General features: G+C 62.1%; 10 protein-coding genes. 1 reads left to right on the top strand and 9 read right to left on the bottom strand.

The window, feature by feature from the left end; translation table 11 throughout:
• Window positions 1–45: 45 nt before the first annotated feature.
• The 4 genes from C5L13_RS00195 to mutS form a co-directional block, all read right to left on the bottom strand.
• Window positions 46–1,071, bottom strand: coding sequence for a helix-turn-helix domain-containing protein (locus tag C5L13_RS00195; RefSeq protein ID WP_105381269.1), 1,026 nt, complete (start codon window positions 1,069–1,071; stop codon window positions 46–48).
• 102 nt (window positions 1,072–1,173) lie between these two features.
• Window positions 1,174–1,542: a type II toxin-antitoxin system RelE/ParE family toxin gene (locus tag C5L13_RS00190; protein WP_105381268.1), complete on the bottom strand. Its 369-nt coding sequence runs from the start codon at window positions 1,540–1,542 to the stop codon at window positions 1,174–1,176.
• A gap of 5 nt (window positions 1,543–1,547) precedes the next feature.
• On the bottom strand, window positions 1,548–1,841 hold the full coding sequence (locus C5L13_RS00185) for a type II toxin-antitoxin system ParD family antitoxin (protein ID WP_105381267.1): 294 nt from the start codon (window positions 1,839–1,841) through the stop codon (window positions 1,548–1,550).
• An 84-nt stretch (window positions 1,842–1,925) separates the two neighbouring features.
• A complete protein-coding gene (mutS, locus tag C5L13_RS00180; RefSeq protein ID WP_245423221.1) occupies window positions 1,926–4,577 on the bottom strand; it encodes a DNA mismatch repair protein MutS in 2,652 nt (883 codons plus the stop codon).
• Window positions 4,578–4,781: 204 nt separating this feature from the next.
• Here mutS and C5L13_RS00175 point away from each other — a divergent pair, with 204 nt between their 5' ends.
• Window positions 4,782–7,064, top strand: a complete 2,283-nt coding sequence (locus tag C5L13_RS00175; protein WP_105381265.1) for an NADP-dependent malic enzyme — start codon at window positions 4,782–4,784, stop codon at window positions 7,062–7,064.
• 245 nt (window positions 7,065–7,309) lie between these two features.
• Here the strand turns inward: C5L13_RS00175 and C5L13_RS00165 are convergent, their stop codons facing one another.
• The 5 genes from C5L13_RS00165 to C5L13_RS00145 all read right to left on the bottom strand — a co-directional run bounded on the left by C5L13_RS00165 (window position 7,310) and on the right by C5L13_RS00145 (window position 12,564).
• Window positions 7,310–8,182 carry a GNAT family N-acetyltransferase gene (locus tag C5L13_RS00165; protein ID WP_105381264.1) on the bottom strand — a complete coding sequence of 291 codons (873 nt, stop codon included), beginning with the start codon at window positions 8,180–8,182 and terminating at the stop codon, window positions 7,310–7,312.
• A gap of 99 nt (window positions 8,183–8,281) precedes the next feature.
• On the bottom strand, window positions 8,282–10,060 hold the full coding sequence (locus C5L13_RS00160; RefSeq protein WP_105381263.1) for a hybrid sensor histidine kinase/response regulator: 1,779 nt from the start codon (window positions 10,058–10,060) through the stop codon (window positions 8,282–8,284).
• 55 nt (window positions 10,061–10,115) lie between these two features.
• Window positions 10,116–10,607, bottom strand: coding sequence for a signal peptidase II (gene lspA, locus C5L13_RS00155; protein WP_105381262.1), 492 nt, complete (start codon window positions 10,605–10,607; stop codon window positions 10,116–10,118).
• A complete protein-coding gene (locus tag C5L13_RS00150; protein ID WP_105381261.1) occupies window positions 10,604–11,464 on the bottom strand; it encodes a TrmH family RNA methyltransferase in 861 nt (286 codons plus the stop codon). The genes lspA and C5L13_RS00150 overlap by 4 nt, the downstream gene beginning before the upstream one ends.
• Window positions 11,461–12,564 (bottom strand): class I SAM-dependent methyltransferase, encoded by a 1,104-nt coding sequence (locus C5L13_RS00145; RefSeq protein WP_407070390.1) that lies wholly within the window; start codon window positions 12,562–12,564, stop codon window positions 11,461–11,463. Before C5L13_RS00145 ends, C5L13_RS00150 begins: the two co-directional genes overlap by 4 nt.
• Window positions 12,565–12,702 lie beyond the last annotated feature (138 nt).

Genomic DNA, 12,702 nt, shown 5'->3' with positions numbered 1-12,702 from the left:
TATCACTGCCGGTCGTTTCAAAGTTGTTTCTTCCCGACACAAAGTTCAAGCCCGTTTTTGTGCTGCGGAGCCGCTTTGCGCCGCGCTGCCCTGCGTTCGGTACTGTGCCGGACTGAGGCCTGTGACGCGGCGGAATTCTCGGTTGAAGTTCGATTTCGTCGAAAAGCCGACATCGAGCATGATCCCGGTGACCGTCCGTTCGGTCTCCCGCAGGAGCCGGCAGGCTTCCGCGATGCGCCGGTTGTTGACGAATTGCGAGACGTTGAGCCCGGTCGCGCGGTTGATGGCGGCCGACAGTTCCCGCGCCGGCAGGCCGCTCCTGCGGGCAAGTTTCGCCAGGCTCAGGTCTTCGTTCTTATAAAGCTCGCGCTCATCAAGGGCAGCCTCCACGCGGGCAAGGATGCCACGGTCTTCCTCCGTTGCCTCCGGCGCCGGGGTGGCGGAGCGACGCTGCGAGAAATCCGGCCCGAAATAATAGGCCGAGACAGCTGCGACCGCGATCACGTTCATCAGACCGACAGCCAGCGGGATGTCTCCCGGGCCATAGAGGCTGGCGTATAGCGCCAGCGTGGCATCGCTCAAAGCAAAGAAAAGCATAAGAACGGCAGTCAGGCGCGCAGCACGGAGCGCGGGCAGCATCTGCTGCAACGAGGCTTCCGCCATCACCTCACCGCCGCGCGACATCGTCAACCGCCAGAGTGCGACACCATAACCGAGGAAAACCACCAGCAGCAGCAAGTCCACGAGATCGCGCTGAAAGCCCACGGCGAAAGCAACCACCAAAGGCGGCAGAAAGTGGAGCCAGGGCCTTGGCGGGGGCTTCGAAGTCATGCCGCGGAACGCCAGAAAGGCGAGCGGCGGCATCAGCGATGCCGAGACCGGGAGAAAGGGTATCAACGCCTCGACACCATAACCGAAGCGCAGGCCTACGCCGATGCCCTGCAAGGCATAGAGCACAAGGAAGGCATAGAAATAGCGCCGGGTTCCGGAGACCTCCACGCCCTTCAGGCTGCGATAAAGCGTCAGCGCGAAGACGAGGCCGGCGAGGAAGGGCAAGGGAATGGAAAGCAATGCGGGTACCCGATAAAAGCAGCTTCGATCATGCTGGAGGCCTTTATCATGTTCAAGCTCGAGAGGCAGGTGGTTCAGCGGCCCTGTAAAGCCTCGCCAGCGCTATTCGTCGCCGTAATCGGCCGGAAGATGGCGTTTGATCTCCATGGCGTCGTGAAGCACGCGACCAATACCGATCAGATCAGGGCGAACAGCGCGATAAAGCAGAAAATGCCTCGGCAGGCGGACGAGGCCATTTTCATATCGGGCTCGGTCGCGGCTGTGACGAAGATGATAGCTGCGTACGCCCTCCCCTATTTCCGGGCGCCCAACGCTTCCAGTCCGCCGAAAATCTGCAGCCAGGTCGCGCAACGCAGTCACCAACAGCCGCTCGTAACGCAAACGGGCTTGCGTCCCATACCTCTCCTCGGTCCAAGCGAGAATATCGACGATGTCGCGTTGCGCCGCCTCTGAAAGCCGGAAATCAGTCATAAAGATCAGGAACCGGCCTTGCGCACCCGAGCCTCAACCTCGCGTCCGAGTTTTGCGACAAAGTCTTCCAGTTCAGCGTCAGCCACGTCGGTAAACCGGCCTAGCTCCAAATCGGAAAAGCCGATGCGGGCGGCCTCCCGCAACCCCTCCAGCTTGGCGGCCTCATGGTTTTCGCGTCGCTCGATCAGGCGAAGGCCCTCTCTGAGAACTTCACTTGCGTTCTGATACCGGCCGGACCTAACCAGTCGATCGATAACCTCTTCATGATGCTCGGTCAGTACGACATTGCGGGTCGGCATGAACGCTGCCTTTCAGGACCTTAGGGAAAAGGCAGTATAACGCCTATGGCATAAATTGCCAATGACCGCCCGATCCCGCTGCTTCTAAATGCTCGCGAGCTGCTTCTTCAGCGCGTAAAGAGCGTCCAGGGCCTCGCGCGGGGTCATGTCGTCGGGGTTGATCGCCTTCAGCGCCTCTTCCACCTTCGACGGCCCGGCGCGTTTGGCTTCCTCGCGGCGGACTGCGACCTGGAAGAGTGGCAGGTCGTCGATCAGCTGGCTTGCCGGGTTCTTACGGTCGGAATCCTCGAGCTTCGTCAACACATCGCGAGCGCGGGCGACGACGGAATCCGGCAGGCCGGCGAGCCGGGCGACCTGGATGCCGTAGGAGCGGTCGGCGGCGCCAGCGCCGACTTCGTGCAGGAAGATCACCTCGCCGTCCCATTCCTTGACCTTCATCGTGGCGTTGGAGAGGCGATTGAGCTTTTCCGACAGCACGGTCAGTTCGTGAAAGTGGGTGGCGAAGAGGCCGCGGCAACGGTTCGCCTCATGCAGGTGTTCGACCGCCGCCCAGGCAATCGACAAACCGTCGAACGTCGCAGTGCCACGGCCGATCTCGTCGAGGATTACCAGCGACCGGTCGCTCGCCTGGTTGAGGATCGCCGCCGTCTCGACCATCTCGACCATGAAGGTGGAGCGGCCGCGAGCCAGATCGTCCGACGCACCGACACGTGAGAAAAGCCGGTCGACGATGCCGATATGGGCGGAAGTCGCGGGTACGAAGGAGCCCATCTGCGCAAGGATGGCGATCAGCGCGTTCTGGCGCAGGAAGGTCGACTTGCCGCCCATGTTCGGGCCGGTGAGCAGCCAAAGCGCGCCGAACTCGCCGGTGCCATATGGCGACAGATCGCAGTCGTTGGCGATGAACGGACCGGAGGACTGGCGGCGCAGTGCCTGCTCGACCACCGGATGGCGGCCGCCTTCGATCGCGAACATGCGCGAGGCATCGACCACTGGACGGCGGTAATTCCACTCCTCGGCGAGCATTGCGAGGCCAGCCGCCACATCGATGACGGCGAGTGCGCGCGCACCGGCCTTGATCGCCTCGGCTTCGGCGGTGACGGCCGAGACCATTTTGCCGAAGGCTTCGAGTTCGATCGTCAGCGCCCGGTCGGCGGCGTTGGCGATGCGGCTTTCGAGATCGGCAAGCTCGGTCGTCGTGAAGCGCATGGCGCTTGCCATCGTCTGGCGATGGATGAAACGCGCCTTGCCTTCCGGCGTGTCGGTCATGGTGCCGGAATTACCGGCAGTGACTTCGATGAAATAGCCAAGCACGTTGTTGTGCTTGATCTTCAGCGACTTGATGCCGGTCTCCTCGGCATACTGAAGCTGGAGCGCGGCAATTACCCGGCGCGACTGATCACGTAGCGCACGCACCTCGTCCAGTTCCGAATGGGCGCCGTCAGCGAGGAAGCCGCCGTCCCGCTTCAGGAGAGGCAGTTCCTTGGCCAGCATGTTGGAAAGCATGGATTCCAGATGCAGCGGCAGGCCATTCAGATCCGCGAGCGCCTGACCGAGCTCTTCGGGCAGCAGAGCGCCATCAAGAAAGGCCGCAACGCCGCGCGCCGCTTCCAATCCCTGCAAGATGCTGCCGAGATCGCGCGGGCCGCCGCGATCCAGCGCCAGGCGCGAAAGCGCACGCGGCATGTCCGGCACGTGTTTGAGCGAAGACCGAAGCTCGGAACAGAGCCCGGGCTCCTCCAGCAGGAATGAGATGGAATCGAGCCGCCGGGTGATGCGGTCCGGGTCTGTCAGCGGCGACATCAGCCGCTCCGCAAGCAGGCGGGCGCCACCCCCTGTGACCGTACGGTCGATCGCCTTCAGGAGAGTGCCCTCGCGCTCGCCGGAAAGCGTGCGGGTGAGTTCGAGATTGCCGCGCGTGGCGGGATCGATGAAGAGCGTCGAGGCGCCGCTTTCACGCTCCGGCCGGCCGAGCGGCGGCCGTTCGGCAATCTGGGTTTTTTCCACATAGGCGACTGCAGCGGCGGCGGCGGCCAGTTCAGAACGGGAGAATGTGCCGAAACCATCCAGCGTGCCGACGCCGAAATAACGGGCGATGCGGCCTTCAGCGCTGGCGCTGTCGAAGAGCACCGAGGGCTGCGGCACCGCGACCTTGCCCAGCACGTCGAAGACCGGCTTCAACTCCGCATCGTGGAAGATCGTGTCGGCCAAGATCAACTCGCGCGGATCGATGCGCAGGATATCGGCGAGCAGGCGCGACGGATCGGTTTCCGCAACCCGGAAGACGCCCGTCGAGATGTCGATCCAGGCAAGCGCCATTTGCGGGTCGGAAGAGCCGCGGATGCGGGCGAGCGCCATCAGATAATTGGATTCGGAGGCGACCAGCAGCTTTTCTTCGGTGATCGTGCCCGGCGTCACGAGCCGCACGACATCGCGCTTTACGACCGATTTGGAGCCGCGCTTCTTCGCTTCCGCCGGATCTTCCACCTGCTCGCAGACGGCAACCCGGAAACCGAGCGAGATGAGCTTCTGCAGATAGTCATCCGCCGCATGCACCGGCACACCGCACATCGGGATATCCTGGCCCATGTGCTGGCCGCGCCGGGTCAGGGTGATGCCGAGCGCGCGGGACGCATCGATCGCATCCTCGAAGAACAGCTCGTAAAAATCACCCATGCGATAGAAGAGCAGCGAACCGGGATTGTTCGCCTTGATCTCGATATACTGCTCCATCATCGGCGTGGCCGACGCGCGGCTTTCCTCCGAGGCAAGCTCGGCAGTATTCAGGGCTTCGATGGAGAATCTTTCAAATTGGGTCACAGAACCGATTTTTTGTTGCGCACAGGAATTGGCGACACTATCGATGTTGGCCCCGGAAAGACAATATCTGCTGCGGCCTAGAGGACGGCTGCCCACAAAAAGCTGAAAGCTGGAGGAGACATGCCCGTCAACGACAAGGCCCGCACACGCGCATCCGTGACAGAACAGGAAGCGCTCGACTTTCACTCCGAAGGCCGACCGGGGAAGCTGGAGATCAATCCGACAAAGCCGATGGCGACGCAGCGCGATCTTTCGCTTGCCTATTCGCCGGGCGTCGCCGTGCCGGTCAAGGCAATCGCGGCCGATCCCGCGACCGCCTACGACTACACCACGCGCGGCAACATGGTGGCCGTCATCTCCAACGGCACCGCGATCCTTGGCCTCGGCAACCTTGGAGCGCTCGCCTCCAAGCCTGTCATGGAAGGCAAGTCCGTCCTTTTCAAGCGCTTTGCCGACGTCGATTCCATCGATCTCGAGGTCGACACCGAAAATGTCGACGAATTCATCAACTGTGTGCGCTTCCTCGGGCCCTCGTTCGGCGGCATCAATCTGGAGGATATCAAGGCGCCGGAATGCTTCATCATCGAAAGCCGCTTGCGCGAACTGATGGACATCCCGGTATTCCATGACGACCAGCACGGCACGGCAATCATCGCCGCTGCCGGCCTCATCAATGCGCTGGAACTGACCGGACGCGACCTCAAGACCACCAAGCTCGTCTGCAACGGCGCGGGGGCTGCGGCGATCGCCTGCGTCGAACTCATCAAGGCGATGGGTTTCAATCCGGAAAACATCATCCTCTGCGACACCAAGGGCGTCATCTTCCAGGGCCGCACCGAGGGCATGAACCAGTGGAAATCCGCGCATGCGGTGAAGACGACCAAGCGGACGCTCGAAGAGGCGATGAAGGGCGCAGACGTCGTGTTCGGCCTGTCGCAGAAGGGCGCCTTCAGCGAAGAAATGATCCGCTCCATGGCCGACAAGCCGATCATCTTCGCCATGGCGAACCCCGATCCGGAAATCACGCCGGAAGAAGTCGCCCGCATTCGCGACGATGCGATCATGGCGACCGGCCGCTCGGACTATCCGAATCAGGTCAACAACGTCCTCGGCTTCCCTTACATTTTCCGAGGAGCTCTCGACGTTCGCGCGAGCCAGATCAACGATGCGATGAAGATCGCGGCCGTCAGGGCCCTTGCCAAGCTTGCACGGGAAGACGTTCCGGACGATGTCGCAGCCGCCTATCAGGGCAACCGGCCGCGCTTCGGCGCTCAATACATCATTCCCGTACCGTTTGATCCGCGGCTGATTTCGGCGATCCCGGTCGCCGTCGCGGAAGCGGCAATGGAAAGCGGCGTGGCGCGCAAGAACATAACGGACCTTGCCGCCTACGGCCGCGAGCTTTCCGCCCGCCGCGACCCGATCGCCGCCACGACCCAGGGCATCTACGAGCGCGTGCGCCGCTTCCAGAAGCGCGTGGTCTTCGCCGAGGCCGAGGAAGAACAGGTCATGCGGGCGGCCATCTCCTTCCGTCAGCAGGAACTCGGAACCGCGATTCTGCTCGGCCGCGACGACGTGATCCGCGCAACGGCGGAAAAAGCCGGCATCGATCTCGACCGCGCTGGCATCGAGATCGTCAATGCCCGCCTCTCCAACCGGGTGGAGGCCTATGTCGACCACCTCTACGCCCGCCTGCAGCGGCAGGGTTTCCTGCATCGTGACGTCCAGCGCCTGATCCATAACGACCGCAACCATTTCGCCGCAACCATGGTGGCGATCGGCGACGCGGATGCGATGGTGACCGGCACGACCCGCAACTATGCGACGGCGCTTCAGGACGTTCGCCGCTGCATCGACCCCAAACCGGGTCACAAGGTGATCGGGGTCTCGCTGGTGATTTCCCGTGGGCGGACGATCTTCGTCGCCGATACCGCCGTCCATGACATGCCGAATGCCGAAGACATCGCCGATATCGCCGTCGAGGCCGCACGCGTTGCCAAGCGCATGGGTTACGAGCCGCGCGTTGCACTGCTTGCCTATTCCACCTTCGGCCAGCCGATCGGAGAGCGTTCCGAACGGGTGCGCGAGGCGGTGAAAATCCTCGACCAGCGACGGGTGGATTTCGAATATGACGGCGAGATGGGGGCCGATGTGGCGCTCAACCCGCACCGGATGGAGCAATACCCGTTCTGCCGCCTCTCGGGGACGGCGAACGTGCTGGTGATGCCGGCGATCCATTCGGCGTCGATCTCGACCCGCATGCTGCAGGAACTCGGGGCTTCGACCGTGATCGGCCCATTGCTCGTGGGGCTCGACAAGTCGGTGCAGATCACCTCGATGGGCGCCAAGGACAGCGACATCGTCAACATGGCGGCGATCGCGGCTTATAATGCCGGAACTTGAGTCTTCTTGAGAGCTACCACCGAGTGGACTAAGTTCAGTGGACTAAGTCCACTCGGGTGCCTTGGCCGGCCTGCCGCCCATTCACAAAGATCCGTTCGACCGGATATTGATCGCGCAGAGCATTTCGGAGGGCATGCTGTTGCTGACCTCCGACGAAATGATCGCTCGATATAACGGGACGATCCAGCTGGTCAGATAGACCCCCGCCGTATCGACGGTAAGGGTCAGGCTTATCAGCAGGTAGCTCAGCTCGCGAAGCGGCCGGCGTCGGCGCCGTAGTAGTTGACGTAGCGGCTCGAGATAGAGGCGATCGGCAGCACGACCAGAACATCGGTCGTGTTGAAGGCATGGTCGACGACGGCACCGTCGCCGATCATCGCGCCGAGGCGCAGATAACCCTTGATCAGCGGCGGCAAGGCCATCAGCGCCTTCTTGGCATTGACGCCTTCGAACGGCATCAGGTCCATCTTGCGATAGAGGTCCGGAAGGGCGGAAACTGCCCAGTCGCCCTTGGTCGAAACCGTGTGATGCAGGAAGGAGAGCGCCAGCGCATGTTCTTCCGGATACACGCCGGGGAAGGAAGCGCAGCCGAACATGGCGTTCATGCCATGCTTTAAGGAATAAGCCCAATTGCCCTGCCAGAGCAGCTCGACCGTGCGCTTGGTGCGGTAATCCGGCAGCACGCAGGAACGGCCGAGTTCCATGAACTGCTTGTCCGGATGGCGGGCGAGCAGCGGCTCGATGTCGAACTCGGAAGCGGAATAGAAGCCGCCATTGGCGAGCGCCACTTCCTGCCTCAGCAGACGATAGGTGCCGACGATCTGGTCCTCGATATCGCCTTCGATCGCATGGTCGATCACCAGCAGATGGTCGCAGATCGCATCATAGGAATCGACATCGCGCCGGCGGCGCATGGCATCCGAATTCAGGGTCGCGCCCATTTCTTCGACAAAGACGCGGTAACGCACGGCCTGCGCGGCATCGATCTCGCGATCGGTGCGTGCAAGACGGGTTTCCAGCGTGCCGATGCGGCCGAAAGTATCGCCGTTTGCCGGAGCAGGTGCCGGCGACTGGGTTTTTTCAGAGGTCAAGTTACGGTTCAGGAGTTCAAGTGTCATGGTGATTCGTCCCGTACCGGTTGGATCACCGCCATAAATCACGTCACTGCAACAGGAACGTGACAACTTTTGTGACAATATGTTCCGGTACTGATTCCGTCAACGGATCTGTTGACGGCCGGACGCCAACACGTCCAGAGCCTGGATCTCCTCCAGAAGCTTCAGCGGATCGACCGGTTTGCCCAAGACCATGCTCGCGCCATTGAGAAGAGCCTCCCGCCGGACATTCTCGCGACTTTCTCCGGTGAGGACGATCACCGGAAGAGGTTCGCGGCCGCCCTGGCCTTCGGCTTTGCGCAATGCCGAGAGGAGGTCGAGCACCGTCCCTCCCGGCATGTGCATATCCGAAACAATGAGATCGGGCCGGTCCGCTTCCTGCAGCGCAGCGTCCAGCAATGCCGGAAAATCTTCGGCGAGGATGACGCGATGCCCCGCCTTCACAAGAACGGAACGGGTGAGCAGCGCACTGACCGGATCATCTTCACCGAGCAGGACAGAAAGACCATCGGCATGTCTTTCGATGACGGGCGGCGGCGGTACCTGGTTGTCGTTCAGCGCATCGCGCGTGCCGAAGCCCCTCAGCCGGCCGCTCAGCACGTCGATCAGCGATTTCTCACGAAGCGGCCGGATGAGCCAGGCGTCGAAGAAATCCTGGGGCTGGGAGGCCCGTTCCTCCGGGTTGACGAGCAGGATGCGATGCAGGGGCGCATGGGCTTTTTCGTTGGCGTAGTCGGATGCAAGCCGATGGTCGACGATGAGGTCCGTATAGGGCACGGCTCCCGCCTCCGCCCGGTCGATCAGCATCTGGGCGTCCGCCGTATTCGACACATGCCGGCAGCGGCCGCCCAGCGTCTCGATGGTCGAGACCGTCGCCCTCGCGGCAGGCCCATCAGGCGCCAGAAGCAGGACGCGGGAGCGGGCCAGCAACTGGTTGCGCTCGACGGTACCGGACTGTGCGACTTCGGCAAGCTGCAGCGGAAAACGGACTGTGAACGTGCTCCCGCTTTCCTTGTGGCTCGCAACGGAGAGCGAACCTCCGAATTCGGTGAGGATGCGCGAGGCAATTCCAAGGCCGAGGCCAGTGCCTCCGCTCCTCGTCTCGGCGGTGCCTATCTGTTCGAACTCCTGGAAAATCCGCCGCTGTTCGTCGGGTGTCATGCCGGGACCGCTGTCGACGACCGCAATCGCTACATTGCCGTTGTCGACACGGGCCCGAACCAGGACACCGCCGTCCGCGGTGAATTTCACGGCATTGCCGATCACGTTGAATAGCACCTGCCGAATACGCGCCGGGTCGAAATCCAGCAGATCGGGCAGATTGGCGTCCATCGTGGCGGCGATCTCGATGCGCTTTTCGTGCGCGCGGGGCGCCAGCAGTTCAACCACGCTTTCGATCACGTGCCTGAGGTTCTCGGCTCGATTATTGAGCCTGAAACGACCGGCTTCCAGCGTCGAATAGTCGAGCAGATCCTCCACGAGCTGCGCCAGTGCATAACCGGACTGGCGGATGCCGCTCAGGTAGTTCTGCTGCTCCGCGGTCAGCTTCGTCTGACCGAGCAGATGGGTCATCCCGAGGATGCCGTTCAACGGCGTGCGGATTTCATGCACAACCGTCGCGATCTGCCGGGACTTTGCCGCGCTGGCGGCCTCGGCATCCTTCCAAGCCTGATGCAGACGGGAAACCGTGCGCTTGCGGCGCCATTCGAAGATGCGGGAAAACAGAGCCGCGACGGCATTGGCGGGTGGGCGCGGCTCCTCGCGTGGACCAAGGCCCAAGGCGGGCACAGCCTGCTCCGCCACCGGTTCGGCATTGTCGGCCGAGGCGGGAGACGCGAACGCTTTGGCGATACGCTCATGTATTTCGGCAATGTCGCGCATATGGAAAAGACTAACGAGGTTTCTTTCCCAATCCTTAGAGCAATCAGGTAAAATTTTACTGATCGACCGTTTTCGGTCCGAAAAGCTCGTCTATGATCACCAGGCCGGCACCGATGGTGATGAAACTATCCGCCAGATTGAATACCGCGAACGACCACGTTGCCGTGTGGAACAGGATGTAGTCGATCACGTGTCCGTACAGGAAACCGTCGATCAGATTGCCGATCGCACCCGCGATGATCAGCGCGAAACCCGCATGGGCGAAGGCCCGATCCTTCGGAGTTCGGCGCCAGAGCCAGACGACGAAGGCGACGATGACGATCCGCATGCCGATGATGAATTCGCGTTCCATGCCGGACAGCAGCGAGAAAGCGACGCCCAGATTATAGGTGCGGTACAGCGCCAAGACGGGCAGTAAGGACACCGCTTCTTCCATCGGAAGATAATTTTCGACGGCGATCTTCACCACCTGATCGAGGACGACCGCAACGACGATGACGATCAGGGCCGCCAACGGCCGCGAAAGAAAGGTGGCGCGTTCGGTCATTTCTTCTCATCCAGGGTCAGCAGATGGCGGCGCGCCTCAAAGAGCATCACAGCGGTGGCGACGGCAAGATTGAGGGAATCGGCCCTGCCCTGCTGCGGGATACGAACCGTGCGGTCGGCCGCCTTGGCAAGGTTATCCGGCAGGCCGGATTGCTCATTGCCCATCAGCAGCACGACAGGCTTTCTGGCATAATCGACGGTCCGGTAATCGACGGCGCCGGCGAGATGGGTGGCGACGATCTCCACGCCTGAACGCTTCTGCCAGGCGAGAAATTCTTCCGCCGAACATTTCACCACAGGCATGGCGAAGACCGAACCCATGGTGGCGCGCACCGTCTCCAGCGAGAACGGGTCGGTCGATTCGCCGACGAGGACAACGGCAGAAGCTCCCGCCGCATCGGCCGTCCGGATGATCGTGCCGAGATTGCCGGGATCGCGGACCCGATCGAGCGCAACAAGGGTCTCGTTTCTTGACGGTCTCAGATCGTCGAGCTTCTTCCAGCGCTGTTCGAAGATCCCGACGACCATCTGGGGATTGTCGCGGCGGGTGACTGACGACAGCACCTTTTCGCTCACTTCCAGAACCAGCCCGCCGTGCGCCACGGTCTTTGCCGCCACCTGTTCGACAAGCGGCTTGCCCTTCGCAGCCTTGGAATAGACGAGCGTGCGGATCGACCAGCCGAGTTCCAGCGCATCGATGACGAGCTTCAGGCCTTCCGCCATGAAGGTGCCGCTCTCCTCGCGGTCCTTCTTGTTGGTAAGCGCCTTGATATCCTTGATGATCGGGTTGGCGAGCGAGGTGACTTCCTTCACCTGGCCAACCCGTCGTGGCCCTGTCTTGTGATATTCGTCGGTCATGCCGGCACCCAGCGACTGAAAAGGGAGGTGGACAAGGCTCGACCGGGGCTTTTGCCGTCCAGCCCTGCCTCGCGGATGACGAGCTCTCCGGATTCCACCACGCCACCTGCACCGCGCATCGTCTCGCGCATCAGTTCATGGATGGAATAGAAGCTCGCGCGGATCGAATAGGCTGTGAGAACGAGGCCGATCGCTTTCGGCGAAAGCAATTCCCGGCAGATGTCCAGCATCAGCGGCAGGTGATCGAAGAGTTGCCAGACTTCGCCATTCGGGCCGCGACCGAATTTCGGCGGATCGGTGAGGATGATGTCATAGCGGTTGCCACGGCGCTCCTCCCGCAGGATGAACTTCATGGCATCCTCGCAGATCCAGCGGATCGGCGCCTTTTCAAGCCCTGCCAGCGCCTGGTTTTCGCGGGCCCAACCGATTGCCTTTTTGGATGCATCCACATGCGTGACTTCGGCGCCGGCAGCAGCCGCTACAAGCGACGCAACACCCGTATAACCAAAGAGGTTGAGCACCTTGAGAGGGCGCGTCGCCTCCTCGGCCCGGCTTTTCATCCAATCCCAGTGGACGATCTGCTCGGGAAAGACACCGACATGGCGGAAGGCCGTGAAGCGGCCGAGAAAATCGACGCCGAGCAGCGACAGCGGCCAGGTCTCGCCGAGGGCGTCCTTCGGAAAACGCCAGCGCCCCATGCCGTCTTCATCCGTATCACCGGTAAAAACCGCATCCGCTTTTTCCCATAGATGGGTCGGCAGCGACGGCTGCCAGAGCGCCTGTGCCTCCGGCCGGACGATACGATACGGGCCGTATTGCTCCAGCTTCAAACCGTTGCCGCTGTCGATCAGGTGGAAATCGCCAGCGCCGGAGGATTCCAGAATGACCGGCACCCGTTCGGGCGGCCTCTCCCCCTGGCGGGCAAGAAGCGCACGCGTTTCCGCCGGTACCGTCGCAGATGCGGGCTTTGCGGCCTTCTCCGGGGGACTGGATGCCTGCCTGGCCGGCTGCGGCTTGACTGCCGCCGCCGGACCGCGCGCGGGCCTGCCTGGGGCAGCGGCCTGAACCCTCTTTGCCGGCCGCCTTTCCTTGTTCTTCAATGCGTTCATCCGCTCAGATTGGTGATCGTGGGGCAGCAGATAGCATTTGCCCGGCATTCTTCAAAGTCACTGGCGGACAGATGCCGCGTTTTATTCATCGGCTCACACCCCCACCCAATGTTCCCCTTGGCAAAGCGG

The sequence above is a fragment of the Neorhizobium alkalisoli genome (genome assembly GCF_002968635.1).
GTDB lineage: Bacteria > Pseudomonadota > Alphaproteobacteria > Rhizobiales > Rhizobiaceae > Neorhizobium > Neorhizobium alkalisoli.
This window is presented reverse-complemented; position numbering and strand designations above follow the sequence as displayed.

What these genes read in the sequence shown, in the direction of transcription:
- C5L13_RS00175 (WP_105381265.1), top strand. Translation starts at nt 4,782, where the DNA reads ATGCCCGTCAACGACAAGGCCCGCACACGCGCATCCGTGACAGAACAG.
- lspA (WP_105381262.1), bottom strand. Translation starts at nt 10,607, where the DNA reads ATGACCGAACGCGCCACCTTTCTTTCGCGGCCGTTGGCGGCCCTGATC.
- C5L13_RS00185 (WP_105381267.1), bottom strand. Translation starts at nt 1,841, where the DNA reads ATGCCGACCCGCAATGTCGTACTGACCGAGCATCATGAAGAGGTTATC.
- C5L13_RS00150 (WP_105381261.1), bottom strand. Translation starts at nt 11,464, where the DNA reads ATGACCGACGAATATCACAAGACAGGGCCACGACGGGTTGGCCAGGTG.
- C5L13_RS00165 (WP_105381264.1), bottom strand. Translation starts at nt 8,182, where the DNA reads ATGACACTTGAACTCCTGAACCGTAACTTGACCTCTGAAAAAACCCAG.
- C5L13_RS00160 (WP_105381263.1), bottom strand. Translation starts at nt 10,060, where the DNA reads ATGCGCGACATTGCCGAAATACATGAGCGTATCGCCAAAGCGTTCGCG.
- mutS (WP_245423221.1), bottom strand. Translation starts at nt 4,577, where the DNA reads ATGATGGAGCAGTATATCGAGATCAAGGCGAACAATCCCGGTTCGCTG.
- C5L13_RS00190 (WP_105381268.1), bottom strand. Translation starts at nt 1,542, where the DNA reads ATGACTGATTTCCGGCTTTCAGAGGCGGCGCAACGCGACATCGTCGAT.